General features: G+C 62.9%; 12 protein-coding genes. 8 read left to right on the top strand and 4 right to left on the bottom strand.

Annotated features, from left to right (window positions below):
- Positions 1-86: 86 nt before the first annotated feature.
- Positions 87-1145, top strand: coding sequence for a polysaccharide deacetylase family protein (locus HP556_RS29955; RefSeq protein ID WP_175369587.1), 1059 nt, complete (start codon positions 87-89; stop codon positions 1143-1145).
- 56 nt (positions 1146-1201) lie between these two features.
- On the opposite strand, the gene HP556_RS29950 is transcribed toward HP556_RS29955, so the two are convergent.
- Positions 1202-1927 (bottom strand): CBS domain-containing protein, encoded by a 726-nt coding sequence (locus HP556_RS29950; RefSeq protein WP_175369586.1) that lies wholly within the window; start codon positions 1925-1927, stop codon positions 1202-1204.
- A gap of 182 nt (positions 1928-2109) precedes the next feature.
- Here HP556_RS29950 and HP556_RS29945 point away from each other — a divergent pair, with 182 nt between their 5' ends.
- The 4 genes from HP556_RS29945 to atzF all read left to right on the top strand — a co-directional run bounded on the left by HP556_RS29945 (position 2110) and on the right by atzF (position 7413).
- Positions 2110-2916, top strand: a complete 807-nt coding sequence (locus HP556_RS29945; RefSeq protein ID WP_175369585.1) for an SDR family oxidoreductase — start codon at positions 2110-2112, stop codon at positions 2914-2916.
- 262 nt (positions 2917-3178) lie between these two features.
- Positions 3179-3913: a cysteine hydrolase family protein gene (locus tag HP556_RS29940; RefSeq protein WP_175369584.1), complete on the top strand. Its 735-nt coding sequence runs from the start codon at positions 3179-3181 to the stop codon at positions 3911-3913.
- Positions 3910-5553 (top strand): regulator, encoded by a 1644-nt coding sequence (locus HP556_RS29935; protein ID WP_175369583.1) that lies wholly within the window; start codon positions 3910-3912, stop codon positions 5551-5553. Before HP556_RS29940 ends, HP556_RS29935 begins: the two co-directional genes overlap by 4 nt.
- A gap of 54 nt (positions 5554-5607) precedes the next feature.
- The gene (atzF, locus tag HP556_RS29930) at positions 5608-7413 is read left to right on the top strand and encodes an allophanate hydrolase (RefSeq protein WP_175369582.1); all 1806 of its coding nucleotides are present in this window, start codon (positions 5608-5610) and stop codon (positions 7411-7413) included.
- Positions 7414-7552: 139 nt separating this feature from the next.
- Here atzF and HP556_RS29925 read toward each other — a convergent pair whose 3' ends face one another.
- From HP556_RS29925 to HP556_RS29915, 3 genes are all read right to left on the bottom strand, one after another.
- Positions 7553-9598, bottom strand: coding sequence for a methyl-accepting chemotaxis protein (locus HP556_RS29925; protein ID WP_244628369.1), 2046 nt, complete (start codon positions 9596-9598; stop codon positions 7553-7555).
- A gap of 282 nt (positions 9599-9880) precedes the next feature.
- Positions 9881-10585, bottom strand: coding sequence for a 3-oxoacid CoA-transferase subunit B (locus tag HP556_RS29920; RefSeq protein ID WP_210269364.1), 705 nt, complete (start codon positions 10583-10585; stop codon positions 9881-9883).
- Positions 10582-11253, bottom strand: coding sequence for a 3-oxoacid CoA-transferase subunit A (locus HP556_RS29915; protein ID WP_093758046.1), 672 nt, complete (start codon positions 11251-11253; stop codon positions 10582-10584). The genes HP556_RS29920 and HP556_RS29915 overlap by 4 nt, the downstream gene beginning before the upstream one ends.
- 380 nt (positions 11254-11633) lie before the next feature.
- On the opposite strand from HP556_RS29915, the gene HP556_RS29910 reads away from it, so the two are divergent.
- From HP556_RS29910 to HP556_RS29900, 3 genes are all read left to right on the top strand, one after another.
- Positions 11634-12119: a (2Fe-2S)-binding protein gene (locus HP556_RS29910; RefSeq protein ID WP_068737631.1), complete on the top strand. Its 486-nt coding sequence runs from the start codon at positions 11634-11636 to the stop codon at positions 12117-12119.
- Between the two features lie 88 nt (positions 12120-12207).
- Positions 12208-14562, top strand: coding sequence for a xanthine dehydrogenase family protein molybdopterin-binding subunit (locus HP556_RS29905; protein WP_175369581.1), 2355 nt, complete (start codon positions 12208-12210; stop codon positions 14560-14562).
- A gap of 74 nt (positions 14563-14636) precedes the next feature.
- Positions 14637-15437, top strand: a complete 801-nt coding sequence (locus HP556_RS29900; protein ID WP_175369580.1) for an FAD binding domain-containing protein — start codon at positions 14637-14639, stop codon at positions 15435-15437.
- The last annotated feature ends 170 nt before the right edge of the window (positions 15438-15607 follow it).

The following is a 15607-nucleotide window of genomic DNA, read 5'->3' as shown; positions in this document are numbered from 1 at the left end:
CTGGCGTCGCCGCGGGTATTCGAATAACGCTTTATTCAATCGTTTCTGATCATTTCCGTGGGTAGCATCAATTGCTCGGTCATACGATGAAGCAGATTCGCAACACGATTATTCGTGCCGGCCTGGATGCGCTGTATTTCAGCGGCGCCCACCGCGTGTTGCGACCGATCTTCGGCGGCGTGGGCACCATTTTCATGCTGCACCATGTGCGCCCTGCGCATGCCGGTCCGTTCCAGCCCAACCGTCACCTCGAGATCACGCCGGATTTCCTGCGCGCCACCCTCGCTTATCTGCGCGCAACCGGCGTCGATATCGTGACGCCCGATGAAGTGCAGCGGCGGCTGACGGAACGGGATTTCTCGCGCCGCTTCGCCTGTTTCACCTGCGACGACGGCTATCGCGACAACCGCGACCATGCATTGCCCGCGATGCGGGATTTCGACGCTCCCTTCACAGTCTATGTCACCAGCGACTTCGCCTCCGGCACAGGCCGGCTGTGGTGGGTGGCGCTGGAGCGCGTCGTTGCCAGGGCCGATGTGATCGAGGCCCCGATCGACGGACAGATGGTGCGCCTGGACACATCGACTCTCGCCGGCAAGGACATGGCGTTCGACCGCCTGCATGGCTGGCTGCGCGGATTGCCGGAAGAAGCGGATATCCGCCGCGAGGTCAGCGCACTCTGCGCCGCGCATGGCATCGACGAAGACGCGGTCAGCCGCGAGCTGTGCATGTCGTGGGACGAACTCAAACCTTTCGCCGCCGATCCGCTGGTGACAATCGGCGCGCATACCGTAAGCCACTGCAATCTCGCCAAACAGACCGAAGCGATGGTCGTGCATGAGCTGTCAGCCAGCCGCACCGATATCGAAAACGTTCTGCAGCGCCCGGCCGTGCATCTTGCCTATCCCTATGGCGACCGCTGCGCCGCGGGCACACGGGAATTCGCATTGGCGAAAAGCGCCGGCTTCGAGACAGCCGTGACGACGCGCCCCGGCGTGATCGCCTCGGACAACTCCTCGCAGCTCACAGCGCTGCCGCGGGTCTCGCTGAACGGCAACTATCAGGACACCCGCTATCTGCCGGTGCTGACCTCCGGCGCGGCCACCGCGATGTGGAACGGCTTCCAGCGCGGCGGCGTCGGATAGTCTGGCCCGCTGCAGGCGAACTGCAGCCTTGTTGAAGTCTTGCGTCCCGCGCCGGATCAAACCGACTTTTGCGGCAGATCGGCATCCGGCGGAAAATACACACCCGACATCGGATCGACCCAGCACAGATGCTCGTTGACGCGGGTTACGCCAGTCACATTTTCAGCAGCCACGACAATCGCCCGACGGACATTCTCGTCCGTGATGAAGCCGTCGATGTCCACGACGCCATCCTTCACCCGGACGTCGAGGCCGAATGGTGTCCATTCGTTATGCCTGAGCACAGCGACGATGCGGCGGCGGATCAACGCATCACTCGACCCGACATCGGAGACATCGTGCATGACATCGGCGATGGCTTCGACGAAATTCTGCCGGCTGACGATACCCACGAGCCTGTCGCCCTGCACCACCGGCACGCGCTTGATGTGATACTTCTCCATCACGTCGACGATATCGGCCAGACCAGTCTCCTCGGACACCGTGCGGACCTCGCGGGTCATGATCTCGTGCACCTTGCGGCCGGCTTCGCGGACATAATCGATGGCCTGCAGGCTGGGGCCACGCACGAATTCGAGCCAGCGCGGACGCCTGCGCTGCGTGCCGACCTCGTGCCGACGCAGGAAGTCCCGCTCGGTCACAATGCCGACCAGCTTGCCGGCCGCATCCACCACAGGCAATCCGCTGACGTGATAATCGATCATCAGCCGCGCAGCTTCGCTGATCGACGCGTCCGGCGACACGGTGACGAGCTTGCGGGTCATAATTTGATGGGCTCTCATGACACTCTCCCGTTGGGTTGAGGTCCGTTTGCTGGACGAACCAACGCGAGAAGCCTACGCCGGCCGCCGGTTCCGGCCTTGATCTGGGTCAACTGCAGCAGCGCTTGTTGACTCGCCTTGTTGACTCCCCTTGCCCGCCGCCGCACACAATCGGTCCAACGACAAAACAAGCGGGAGGCGTCATGTTCACCAATCTGTTTTCGCTCGATGGCCGCATTGCACTCGTCACCGGCGGTTCGCGCGGCATCGGCAAGATGATCGCGGCAGGATTTCTCAGCCAGGGCGCGGCGAAGGTCTACATCACCGCGCGCAAGGCCGGGCCGTGCGAAGCCACCGCGAAAGAACTCTCCGCGCAATATGCCGGTGAATGCATCGCACTCCCGATCGACATCTCGACCATGGCCGGCATCGAGATGCTGGCTGCCGAAATCAAGAAGCGCGAACCCAAGCTCGACATTCTCGTCAACAATGCGGGCGCCGCCTGGGGCGCAGACTTCGATGAATTTCCGGAGAGCGGCTGGGACAAGGTGATGACGCTGAACGTCAAGACGCCGTTCTTTCTGACCAAGGCGCTGGCCGGGCCGCTGCGTGCAGCAGCCAGCGCGGACAAGCCCGCCAAGGTCATCAACATCGCTTCCATCGACGGCATCTTCGTCAATCCGATGGAGACCTACTCCTACGCCGCCAGCAAATCCGGCCTGATCCACCTGACGCGCCGCATGGCCGTGAGACTGATCAAGGACCATGTGGTCGTGACGGCCATCGCGCCGGGCCCGTTCCAGTCCGACATGAACAAGGCTGCACGCGACAATGCCGATGAAGTAGCGACCCGCGTGCCCGCCGGCCGGATCGGCACCGACGAGGACATGGCGGGCGCCGCGATCTATCTCGCTTCGCGCGCCGGCGATTACGTGGTCGGCGCGACCATCGCGGTGGACGGTGGCATCGTCTATGCGAATCCAGGCATCAAGGGCGACGGCTGGGATTGAGGTCACGCACGCCACGTCATTGCGGCCCTCGGGCTGCAATGACGCGCGATCGCTGCCGATCTATCAGCCCCGGCTATAAACTAAGCAATTAACCAGCGTCCAGCCTGCGAACGACATTTAGGCCGCAAAGCTATTCTGAAATAACCATCTGATTTATATAAATATAATCTCTTGAACCATTCAACCGTCGCAGTTGTACACAATGGCACGCTGCTTGCTTTGTTAACCTCTGAGACATCCATGCCTCGGGGAGTACACGGCAATGGCGGACTCACTGCATACAACGACGGTCCTTGCTGAACCCGGCCCGATCGCGGTCGAATGGGGCACGACAGCGCTCGTCATCATCGACATGCAGCGCGATTTCATGGAGCCCGGCGGCTTCGGCGAGACGCTCGGCAACGACGTGTCGCAACTCGCCAGCGCCGTCGCCCCGATCGCCGCGGTCCTGAAAGCCGCCCGCGAAACCGGAATGATGGTGGTGCACACCCGTGAGGGGCACCTGCCCGATCTGTCCGACGCGCCGCCCGCCAAGATCGAGCGCGGCGCGCCGAGCCTGCGGATCGGCGATCCCGGTCCGATGGGACGCATCCTCATTCGCGGCGAGGCCGGTCACGACATCATTCCCGCACTCTATCCCGTCGAAGGCGAGATCGTCATCGACAAGCCCGGCAAGGGCGCATTCTACGCCACGACGCTCGGCGCCGATCTCAAGGCGCGCGACATCGACACGCTGCTGGTCTGCGGTGTCACCACGGAGGTCTGCGTCAACACCACCGTGCGCGAAGCCAACGACCGCGGCTATCGCTGCATCGTCATCGCGGATGGCTGCGCATCCTACTTCCCCGAATTCCACGAGATGGGCCTGAAGATGATCAAGGCCCAGGGCGGCATCTTCGGCTGGGTCGCCGACTCCGCCGCCATTCTCGACGCCATCACACGTTCTGAACATGCACCGGAGACTTCCAACAAACTTGCAGCAGGAGCATCACGATGAGCACGACCGCGGGGACGTTTTCTAAAGATTCTGCCGGCAAATCCGACTTCAAGCCCGCTCTATGGACACCGGGCGACTGGAATGCGTTTTTCGGCTTCGGCACCAATATTCTCGTCAACATGCTGGTGCTGACCGGCCTGCTGCGCTTCGTCCTGAAAATGCCTGACAACATCGTGTTCGGCCGCATCCTGCCGGCCATGGGCCTGATGATGTGCTTGTCGACGATGTACTACGCCTGGCTCGCCTACAAACTGGCGCAGAAGACCGGCCGCAGCGATGTCTGCGCGCTGCCCTCGGGCATCAGCGTGCCGCATATGTTCATCGTCACCTTCGTGATCATGCTGCCGATCTCGATCACGACGGGCGATCCCATCAAGGGCTGGGAAGCCGGCCTCGTCTGGGTGTTCTTCCAGAGCTTCATCCTGATGATCGGCGGCTTCCTCGCGCCCTGGATCCGCAAGGTAACACCGCGCGCCGCGCTCTTGGGCACGCTGGCCGGCGTCTCCATCGCTTTCATCGCGATGCGCCCGGCGCTGGAAATGTTCATGACGCCGGTGATCGGCCTCACATGTTTTGCCATCATCATGCTGAGCTGGTTCGGCGGCTATAAATATCCCAAGGGGATTCCGGCAGGCCTCGTCGCGATCGGCGTCGGCATGGTGATCGCATGGGGCTCGAACCTGTTCGGTGTCGGCATCGGCGGCGTCAGCGTCGCCGGGGTGAAAGCAGCCTTCACCAATTTCGGCTTCTCGGTGCCACTGCCGGCCTTCGACCACGTGTTCTCGGGATTCCAGTTCCTCGGCATCATCCTGGTCACCGCCATTCCCTATGGCATCTACGATCTGGTCGAGGCGATGGACAACGTCGAAAGCGCGGAAGCTGCCGGCGACGAATATCCGACCACCCGCGTGCTGACCGCCGACGGCGTCGTCTCGCTGATCGGCTGCCTGATGGGCAACCCGTTCATCAACGCGGTCTATATCGGCCATCCCGGCTGGAAGGCGATGGGCGGCCGGATCGGCTACTCGGCAGCGACCGGCCTGATGGTGATCGTGTTGTCATGGTTCGGCGTCATCTCGCTGATGCTGGCCGTTATCCCTGTGGTCGCGATCTCGCCGATCCTGCTCTATATCGGCATGCTGATCTGTGCGCAGGCGTTCGAGACCACGCCGCGCGAACACGCGCCAGCCATCGCGCTTGCACTCACGCCGCATCTTGCGGCCTGGGCCACGGTGCTGCTGTCTGGCGCACTCGGCGCCGCCGGCATGAATTTCGGCGCGATCCATTCACCCGAATTCATCGCCAAGATGGGCCAGAACGGCGTGCTGTTCCACGGCCTCGAAGTCATGGGCGGCGGCTCGATCCTGGTCGGCCTCGTGCTCGGCGCCATCGCAGTGTTCGTCATCGAACGCAAATTCCTCAACGCATCGGCCTTCGCCCTGGCCGGCGCGGTGCTGACCTATTTCGGCTTCATGCATGGTGAGGCGATCGGGATCGGCGGCGGATTGGGGGTGACGCCCGGCGTCGCTCTCGCTTATGCTCTTGTTGCAGCCGGGCTCTTCGCCGCGGACAAGTTCGGCGCAACCAACCTGTCTTCTGTCCCGCAATCGGAGCCGCCACTTGCCGTGCCTGCTGAATAACATCGTCTCAACCTGCGGGTGGCACACCCGTGCCATCCGCAGCAGGTTCGCATCGTGAGTGAGTCCGTTCCCGAAACGATCGCCGCCATCGTCGCCGCCCATCGCGCCGGCACCGTGACGCCCGCACAGACGGTCGCCCGCAGCTATCAGCGCATCCGCGACCGCGGTGACACGGCGATCTTCATCACGCTCCGCGTTGAGGCCGAAGCGATCGCCGAAGCCGAGGCGCTCGCTGCGAAGGATCCCGCGACGCTCCCACTCTATGGCGTGCCGGTCGGCGTGAAGGACAATATCGACGTCGCCGGTTTGCCGACCACCGCCGCCTGTCCCGCTTTCGCCTATAACGCAACGCGCGATGCCAGCGCCGTGGCGCGGCTGCGCGCGGCGGGTGCGATCATCATCGGCAAGACCAATCTCGACCAGTTCGCGACTGGCCTCGTCGGCGTGCGCTCGCCCTATGGCATTCCCAAGAACGCGATCCGCGACGATCTCGTGCCCGGCGGATCGAGCTCCGGCTCTGCCGTTGCCGTGTCTGCAGGCCTCGTACCGCTGACGCTGGGGACAGACACTGCGGGCTCCGGCCGCGTGCCCGCGATGCTCAACAATATCGTGGGCCTCAAGCCCAGCCTTGGCCTGATACCGACGGCCGGCGTCGTGCCGGCCTGCCGCACGCTGGATTGCGTGTCGATCTTCACACTCACGGTGGACGATGCTGTTGCCGCGCTCGATGTGATGGGCGGCTACGACGCGCATGATCCCTATTCGCGCAAGCGGGTGCCGGGTTCGCTCACCGCGTTTCCGAAGGGCCTCAGGCTCGGCGTGCCGCGCAACGGGCAGCTGATCTTCTTCGGCGACAAGGCCTCGGAGAAAGCCTATGCGGACGCGCTGAAGCGCTGGACGTCATTGGGCGCGACGTTGGTCGAATTCGATCTCGAGCCGTTCTATGAGACCGCGCGGCTGCTTTACGATGGACCATGGGTCGCCGAGCGCCTGCTGGTGATCCGCGACCTGCTGGCGTCTGCGCCGGATGCAATTCATCCGGTGACGCGCGAGATCACCATCGCCGGTGCACGCCAGAGCGCGACCGATACGTTTGCGGCCCTTTACAAGTTGCAGGAGCTGAAGCGTGTCGCCGAACAGGCTTTCACTGCTATCGACGCGCTGGTGCTGCCGACGGCGCCGACCGCCTATACGACGGCGCAGGTGCTCGCCAATCCCATCGAGCTCAATTCGCGGCTCGGCACCTATACCAACTTCGTCAATCTGCTCGACCTCTGCGGCCTCGCCATCCCCGCAGCGATGCGTGCCGACGGCATCCCGTTCGGCATCACTTTGCTGGCGCCGGGCGGCGACGACGCACTGCTCGCCAGCATTGGGCGGGTGTTTCATGCCGATACCAAGCTGCCGGTCGGCGCCAGGGCCCTGCCGCAGCCGGCGCTCGCGCCGCTCTCAACCGAAGTCGCCGCCGGCGAAATCGCGATCGCGGTCGTCGGCGCGCATCTCTCCGGCATGGCGCTGAACGGCGAATTGACGGCGCTGAACGGCCGCCTGCTGAAAGCCACGACGACGGCGCCGGACTATAAGTTCTTTGCACTCAACGGCACGACGCCGGCGAAGCCCGGCCTGCTGCGCGTCGCGGATGGTACGGGCGCGGAAATCGCCGTCGAAGTCTGGGCCTTGTCGGCAGAGGCCTTCGGCAAATTCGTAGCATCGCTTCCGCAGCCGATGTCGATCGGCACGCTGACATTGTGCGACGGATCGAGCGTCAAGGGCTTCCTGGTGGAAGCCAAGGCGACGGAAGGCGCGCGGGACATCTCGTCGTTTGGCGGATGGCGGGCTTATATGGCTGAAAAGAAGTAGCCGCACGCAGCATCGCTACTATTGAAACGCTGTCATGGCCGGGCTTGTCTCGGCCATCCACGTCTTCTCACGCACCGCAAAGACGTGGATGCCCGGGACAAGCCCGGGCATGACGGAGTTATAGGTGCGGGCATCGCGTTTACGCCGCCCGGATATTCCCCATGAACCGGTCCAGCTCGGCCCGCAGCCGCGCGCTCTCGCTCGACAGGGTCTGTGCCGAATTCAGCACCTGAGCCGATGCAGCGCCGGTTTCGGTCGCACCGCGATTCACATCGACGATATCGCCGGCGACCTGCTGGGTGCCGTGGGCAACGCGCTGAACGTTCTGCGCGATTTCGCGCGTGGCAGCGCCCTGTTGCTCGACGGCGCTGGCGATCTCCGAGGCAATGCCGGAAATCTCGCCTATGGTGTTGCCGATCTGCTTGATCGCCGACACCGACTCCTGCGTCGCACTCTGCATACCCGCGATCTGAGTCGAGATTTCCTCGGTCGCCTTGGCGGTCTGGCTGGCCAGCGACTTCACTTCGGACGCCACAACCGCGAAGCCGCGGCCGGCATCTCCGGCACGCGCAGCCTCGATGGTCGCATTGAGCGCCAGAAGGTTGGTCTGTTCGGCAATCGCCGTGATGAGATCGACGACGTCGCCGATGCGCTGCGCTGCGCGCGACAACTCGCCGATGCGGGCATCGGTCTGCTGCGCTTGCACGACCGCACTGTCGGCGATCTTGCTGGAGGTCTGCACCTGGCGGCCGATTTCATTGACCGACAGCGAGAGCTCCTCGGTCGCGGTCGCCACTGACTGCATGTTCGAGGAGGCCTGATCCGATGCGCCTGCGACGCGGCTCGACAATCCCTCGGTGGTCTCGGCGGTGCGCGTCAGCGTGCCCGCTGCGGTTTCCAGCTGCCCGGCCGATGCCGACACGTTCGAGACGATCGCGCCCACGGCGGCCTCGAAATCGTCAGCAAAGCGGATGAGTTCGGCACGGCGCGCCGCACCGGCCTCGCGGCTTTGCTCTTCCTGAGTCGCGGCATCCCGCTCGGCCTTTGCGATGGCCTGTACCTTGAACTCTTCCACGGCGGACGCCATGTCGCCGAGTTCGTCGCGGCGGCCAAGACCCGGCAGCACCACTTCGAAGTCGCCGGCTGCGAGCTTGCGCATCGCTGCGCACATCGCAATCATCGGACCGGCAATGCTACGGCCCAGCAGCAGCGCAAGGATGGCACCGACGATGAAGCCGCCAACGCCCAGCACCATCACCTGGCGCTCGGTGTCGTGGATCGTGGTGTCGGATTCGGTTTCAAGACGCTGCTGATCGGACAGCAGATCCCCCTTCATCGCCGTCGACAGCTTGGTGATCGCTCCCGCCGTCTCCGACATTTCCTGAACGAGACCGTCGACCTTCTTGGTGTTCTCGACGAACTTGACGAAAGCATCGGCGTAGAGCTTCGTCTCCGCGGTGATCTCCTTCACCTTGTTGTTGATCTTGTCGTCATTGGCATAGATCGTCGCAAACGAATTCTGCAGGAACTTGATGCGGGCCGTCGCGGCATTCGAGGTCTTGTCCTCGGCCTTGCCGATATAGGTGTTCACGAGCGAGGTCGCGGTGATGAACTGGGTGGTGATTTCCTTGACCTGATCCTGCACGGAAGCAAGGCCGGCCATGGTCGCGGTGTCGCCGAGATCATCGATCTTGTTACGCAGCATCAGGCTGGTGCGCGACAACTGGGTCGACGCGATGGTGTCGTTTTGTCCCTTGACGGTGAGAATGTCGGCGAACACCTTGGTGAACGTAATGAATTCGCGGGACAGTTTGGTGATCTTGTCGAGCCGCGCGGAGTCCTTGGTCACCTTCATCGACTGGTCGATGGCGTCCTTCAGACTGGTTTCCGCAGCCTTCGCTGCCTTGGCGTCCGCTTCATTGCTGGTGAGGACGTAATAGCGCGTCAGCGCCTGATAGGAGGTCAGTTCGCGGTCGATATTGCGGGCCAGACCGGACTCCGCAACGCTGGTGCGATACGACACGACGCCGGCCGAGATGCGCTCGAAGCCGACATAAGCGAGCACCATGCTGAGCGCGGATATGGCGAGCACGGCCGCAAAGCCCAGCGTCACCTTGGCGCGGAACCTGAGGGCAGGAAACTTAAAAGAAGCCGGCTTCTTCCGGACAAGCGTCGTCGTTGCCACGTGGGGCCCCCGTTCATCACTCCCAACATCCCGGTCATCGCGCGCAAGCGCGCGCAAAGCCGATGCCCAAACCTACGGCACATTGGCTAAGGACGAGTAAACGGATACCGGAACTTCTGGAGGTTGCGCGGCAGGCGAACAGGACTGTCATTCCGGGGCGGGCCGACGCCGTAGGCGGCGGGACCGAACCCGGAATCTCGACATGTTGTGCAAAGCAGCTCAAGATTCCGGGCCCATGCCGGCCCGCTACGCGGTCCGTCCTGTCCCGGAATGACGAGCCAACTACGCCGCCATTGCGGGCGGGGTGAGCGACTGCCAGTTGTTGGCGAGCTGCAGCTTGGGCTCGGTGAGCGCCTGCAACTGCTCCAGCGTCATGCCCTCGACCATCTCGCGCACGAACAGGCCCTGCTCCGTGACGTCAATGACCGCCAGATTGGTGTAGATGCGCTTGACGCAGCCCGGTGCCGTGAGCGGCAGCCGGCACTTCTTGAGGATACGCGGCTTACCGCCCTTGTCGGTATGATCCATGATCACGCGGATTTCCTTGGCGCCGACCGCCAGATCCATCGCGCCGCCGACACCGGGCGGAAAAGACGGATCTTCCGTGGTCCAGTTGGCGAGATCGCCGGCTTCCGAGACTTCAAAGGCGCCGAGCAGGCTGACATCGAGATGCTTGCCGCGGATCATCAGGAACGCGTCGGCGTGGTGCATGAACACGCCGCCCTTGATCAGCGTCGTGTAGTTCTTGCCGGCATCGATCAGGTTCTCGTCTTCGGTGCCCGGCTCCGGCTTCGGCCCGAGACCGAGAATGCCGTTCTCGCTGTGGAAGATCACCTCGCGCCCATCGGGCACGTAGCTCGCCGCCCGCGTCGGCATGCCGATGCCGAGATTGACATAGGCGCCTTCCTGCAGGTCCTGCGCGGCGCGCCAGGCCATCTGGTCGCGATTGAGCGGCTTGTATGTTGCAGTCTTATCAGACGACGTCATGCCTTTGCTCCCACTACCACCACACGATCGATGAAAATGCTCGGCGTCACCACCGCTTCCGGATCGAGACTGCCGAGTTCGACCATTTCATTGACCTGCACGACGCTGAGATCGGCAGCCATGGCCATGATCGGATTGAAGTTACGCGCCGACTGGTCATAGACGAGGTTGCCCCAGCGATCCGCCTTCTTGGCGCGCAGCAGTGCAATGTCGCCCTTCAGCGGCTTCTCGAACACATACAGCACGCCGTCGATCTCGCGGGTCTCCTTGCCCTCGGCAAGTTTCGTATGCGCCGTGACCGGCGAGAAGAAGCCGCCGAGCCCCGCGGCATGCGCATGCATGCGCTCGCTGATGATGCCCTGCGGCACCAGTTCGAGTTCCAGCGTCTTGGCACGATAGGCATTCAGGAAAGCGCTGTAGTCGCCGGAGCGCGGATAGGAGCAAATCACCTTGGCGACGCGACCGGAATTGATCAGCCGGGCCAAACCAGTGTCGCCATTGCCGGCATTGTTGTGGACGATGGTGAGATTGGTCGCACCCTGCTCGTGCAACGCCTCCAGCAGATCATCGGCAATGCCGACAGTACCGAACCCGGCCACCAGGACGACCGCCCCATCCTTCACCCCAGCCACGGCCTCGGCCGCGCTGGCTACGCGCTTGTCGATCACTCCCAAAAACTCCTCGTCGCGGAATTGTTATTGTCCGCAATCGCTTGCGGCATTTATTGCGCCGCGACTAGAGCATCGCAGCCTGCGGATATGAAGGCACAAATTTGCAGGAGGGATACGCGCGTTGCTTACTTCCCCTCTCCCCTTGCGGGAGAGGGTGCCTGAGCGAAGCGAAGGCGGGAGAGGGGTAACAGCAACGCACAGTGCTCCTGGCACCCTCTCCCGTCTCGACCGCTTGCGCGGTCGATCCACCCTCTCCCGCGGCGCGCGGCTTCGCCGCGCTGGGGGAGAGGGGAAGAACCACTCCACCAAATTCCCAGTTGCAAACTTTCCGGACCGCGCTTCTAATTGGAATAATTAAAAAATACCGGGAGGTCTGCGTGTCCACAGTGAAACTGACGGTCAATGGCAAATCTGTCTCTGCCACGGTCGAAGACAGAACCCTTCTCGTCCACCTACTCCGCGAAAATCTCAACCTGACCGGGACCCATGTGGGCTGCGATACCAGCCAGTGCGGCGCCTGCATCGTGCATATCGACGGCAAGGCCGTGAAATCCTGCACCACGCTGGTCGGTCAGATCGACGGTGCCAATGTCACCACCATTGAAGGCATTGCCAAGGGCGACCAGCTGCATCCGATGCAGGCGGCGTTCCGCGACAATCACGGCCTGCAATGCGGCTACTGCACGCCGGGCATGATCATGTCGGCGATCGACATCGTGAATCGCCACGCGGGCGATCTCGATGAAGAGACGGTGCGCCACGAGCTCGAAGGCAATATCTGCCGCTGCACCGGCTACCACAACATCGTCAAATCGGTGCTCGACGCCGCCGGACGCATGAAGGTTGCGCAAGCGGCTGAATGAGCCGCGGCGCATTGATCTGAGCTGAGCCAACCGCGCCTTTCGATGGAAAGCGCGGACAATCAAAAACTCCGGCAGGGAGACCCATGAGATGGGCGTTGAAGGCATCGGCGCACGCGTTGCGCGCAAGGAAGACAAGCGATTCATCACCGGCCGCGGCCGCTATGTCGACGACGTCAAGATCGTCGGCCTCACCCACGCGCATTTCATCCGCAGTCCGCATGCCCATGCGAAAGTGAAGGGCATCGACGCCTCCGCCGCCAAGGATATGCCGGGCGTGGTCGATGTGCTCACTGCACAGCAACTGGTGGACGACAAGATCGGCAATCTGATCTGCGGCTGGGCGGTGTCCTCCAAGGACGGCACACCCATGAAGATGGGCGCATGGCCGGCGATGGCGCCGGACACCGTGCGCTTCGTCGGTCAGGCAGTCGCCGTGGTGATCGCCGAGACCAAGAACCAGGCGAAGGATGCGGCCGAGGCCGTGGTCGTGACTTATGAAGAACTCCCTGCCGTCAGCAGCATGACCGCAGCGCTCGCCTCGGGCGCGCCGCAACTGCATCCGGAAGCGCCGGGCAATGTGGTCTATGACTGGGCGATCGGCGACGAGAAGCTGACCAATGACGCCTTCAGCAAGGCCGCCAATGTCGTTTCGCTGGACCTGACCAATAACCGGCTGGTGCCGAATGCGATGGAGCCGCGCGCAGCCGTCGCGGAATATGACGAAGCTGAAGAGCACTTCACGCTCCATACGACATCGCAAAATCCGCATGTGGCGCGGCTCGTGCTGTCGGCGTTCTATAACGTGGCACAGGAACACAAGCTGCGCGTGATCGCCCCGGACGTCGGCGGCGGCTTCGGGTCGAAGATCTTCATCTATCCCGAAGAAATGGTCGCACTGTGGGCGTCGAAGAAAGTGCGTCGCCCGGTGAAATGGACCGGCGACCGCACCGAGGCGTTTCTCACCGATGCGCATGGCCGCGATCACATCTCCCATGCCGAGATGGCGTTCGATGCCAACAACAAGATCCTGGGCCTGCGGGTGAAGACCCACGCCAATTTTGGCGCCTATATGTCGCTGTTCTCGTCCTCGGTGCCGACCTATCTCTACGCCACGCTGCTGTCGGGCCAGTACAATATCCCGACCATCTATGCCGAAGTGATGGGCGTCTATACCAACACCACGCCGGTCGATGCCTATCGCGGCGCCGGACGCCCGGAAGCGAGCTATCTGGTGGAGCGGCTGATGGAGACATCGGCGCGGCAGTTGAAGGTCGATCCAGCCGAACTGCGCCGCCTCAACTTTGTGACCCAGTTTCCGCATCAGACGCCTGTCATCATGGCCTATGACATCGGCGACTTCGGCGCCTCGCTCGACGCAGCGCTGAAGGCGATCGATTATGCCGGCTTCCCGGCGCGGAAGGCCAAGGCGAAAGCCGCCGGCAAACTGCGCGGGCTTGGCTTCTCCTGCTACATCGAAGCCTGCGGCATCGCGCCGTCCAAGGCGGTCGGCTCGCTCGGCGCCGGCGTCGGCCTGTGGGAATCCGCGGAGGTCCGCGTCAATCCGGTCGGTACCATCGAAGTGCTGACGGGATCGCACAGCCACGGCCAGGGCCACGAGACAACCTTCGCACAGCTCGTTGCTGACAGGCTCGGCATTTCCGTCGATCAGGTCCAGATCGTGCATGGCGACACTGATAAAGTGCAGTTCGGCATGGGCACCTATGGCTCGCGCTCGGCGGCGGTCGGCATGTCCGCGATCTTCAAGGCGATGGAGAAGGTAGAAGCCAAGGCGAAGAAGATCGCCGCGCATCTGCTTGAGGCCTCCGAAGGCGACATCGTCATCGAAAATGGCGAGTTCAAGGTCGCCGGCACCGACAAGGCGATCGCGCTGCCGATGGTGGCACTCGCGGCCTATACCGCACACAATCTGCCTGATGGCATGGAGCCCGGCCTGAAGGAAGGCGCGTTCTACGACCCCACCAACTTCACCTTCCCGGCCGGCGCTTACATCTGCGAAGTCGAGATCGACCCCGGCACCGGCAAGACCGACATTGTCGACTTCGTGGCGGTCGATGACTTCGGCCGGCTAATCAATCCGATGATCGTGGAAGGCCAGGTCCATGGCGGCCTCGCCCAGGGCATCGGGCAGGCGATGCTCGAAAGCGCTATCTATGACGACAACGGCCAGCCGGTGACGGCGTCGTTCATGGATTACGCCATGCCCCGCGCCGACGACGTGCCGTCGTTCCGGGTCTCGCACACCACGACGCTGTGCCCGGGCAATCCGCTCGGCGTGAAAGGCTGCGGCGAGGCCGGCGCGATCGGTTCGTCACCCGCGGTGATCAACGCCATTACGGACGCGCTCGGCCACAACAAGATCGAGATGCCGGCGACGCCGGGCCGTGTCTGGGAAGCGCTGCAATTGCAGCAGGCAGCGGAATAAGCGGCGTGTTTTCAAGCCAAGAGGAAGCCGGTTCGCGTCAAGAAAACACGACCAAAAGATAAGGAAGCAATACGATGTATGAGACCACTTATCACCGCCCTGCCAGCATCGACGAAGCAGCGGCCCTGTTCGCCAAGCATCCCGAAGCTAAATATCTCGCCGGTGGCCACACGCTGATCCCCGTGATGAAGCAGCGTCTTGCGGCACCATCGGATGTCATCGACCTCGCGAAGATCAAGGACTTGATCGGCATCGAGGCAACATCCGACGCGCTGATCATCAAGGCGGCGACGACCTATTACGACATCACGCAGAGTGCCGCCGCGAAGAAGGCGATCCCGGCGATCGTGCATCTGACGTCGGTGCTCGGCGACCCCGCCGTGCGCTATCGCGGCACCGTCGGCGGTTCGATTGCCAATAACGATCCCGCTGCCGATTATCCCGCCGCCGTATTGGCGCTGAATGCCACGATCAAGACCAACAAACGCGAGATCAAAGGCGACGATTTCTTCCAGGGCCTGTTCTCGACCGCGCTGGAAGAGGACGAGATCATCACATCCGTGTCGTTCCCCATTCCGGCCAAGGCCGGCTACGCCAAGATGCGCCACCCGGCGTCGCGTTTCGCACTCACCGCGGTGTTTGTCGCACAGACAAAGTCCGGCGAGGTCCGCGTCGCAGCCACCGGCGCATCGCAGAGCGGCGTGATGCGCGTGCCGGCGATCGAGGCTGCACTGAAAGCCAACTGGTCGGCGGGAGCGCTGGACGGCGTGAAGATCTCAGCGGATGGGTTGATGGGTGACATCCACGGCTCGGCGGAATATCGCGCCAATCTCATCAAGGTCATGGCACAGCGCGCGGTGGACGCGGCGGGGTAAAACTCGAACCTCTCAATTGTCATCCCCGCGAAGGCGGGGATCCATAGCCTCCATCCCGTCGTGGCGGAATGGCGGCAGAGGCCTTTGCAAAACACGAACTCGGTGGTTATGGGTCCCCGCCTTCGCGGGGACGACATCGAGTTTTGGCTTTAGCATTTTTGTGCAGTGCC

This window comes from Tardiphaga robiniae, from assembly GCF_013359755.1.
Classification (GTDB): domain Bacteria; phylum Pseudomonadota; class Alphaproteobacteria; order Rhizobiales; family Xanthobacteraceae; genus Tardiphaga; species Tardiphaga robiniae.
The sequence above is the reverse complement of the archived record's forward strand: the minus strand, read 5'-3'. Positions and strand labels throughout refer to the sequence as shown.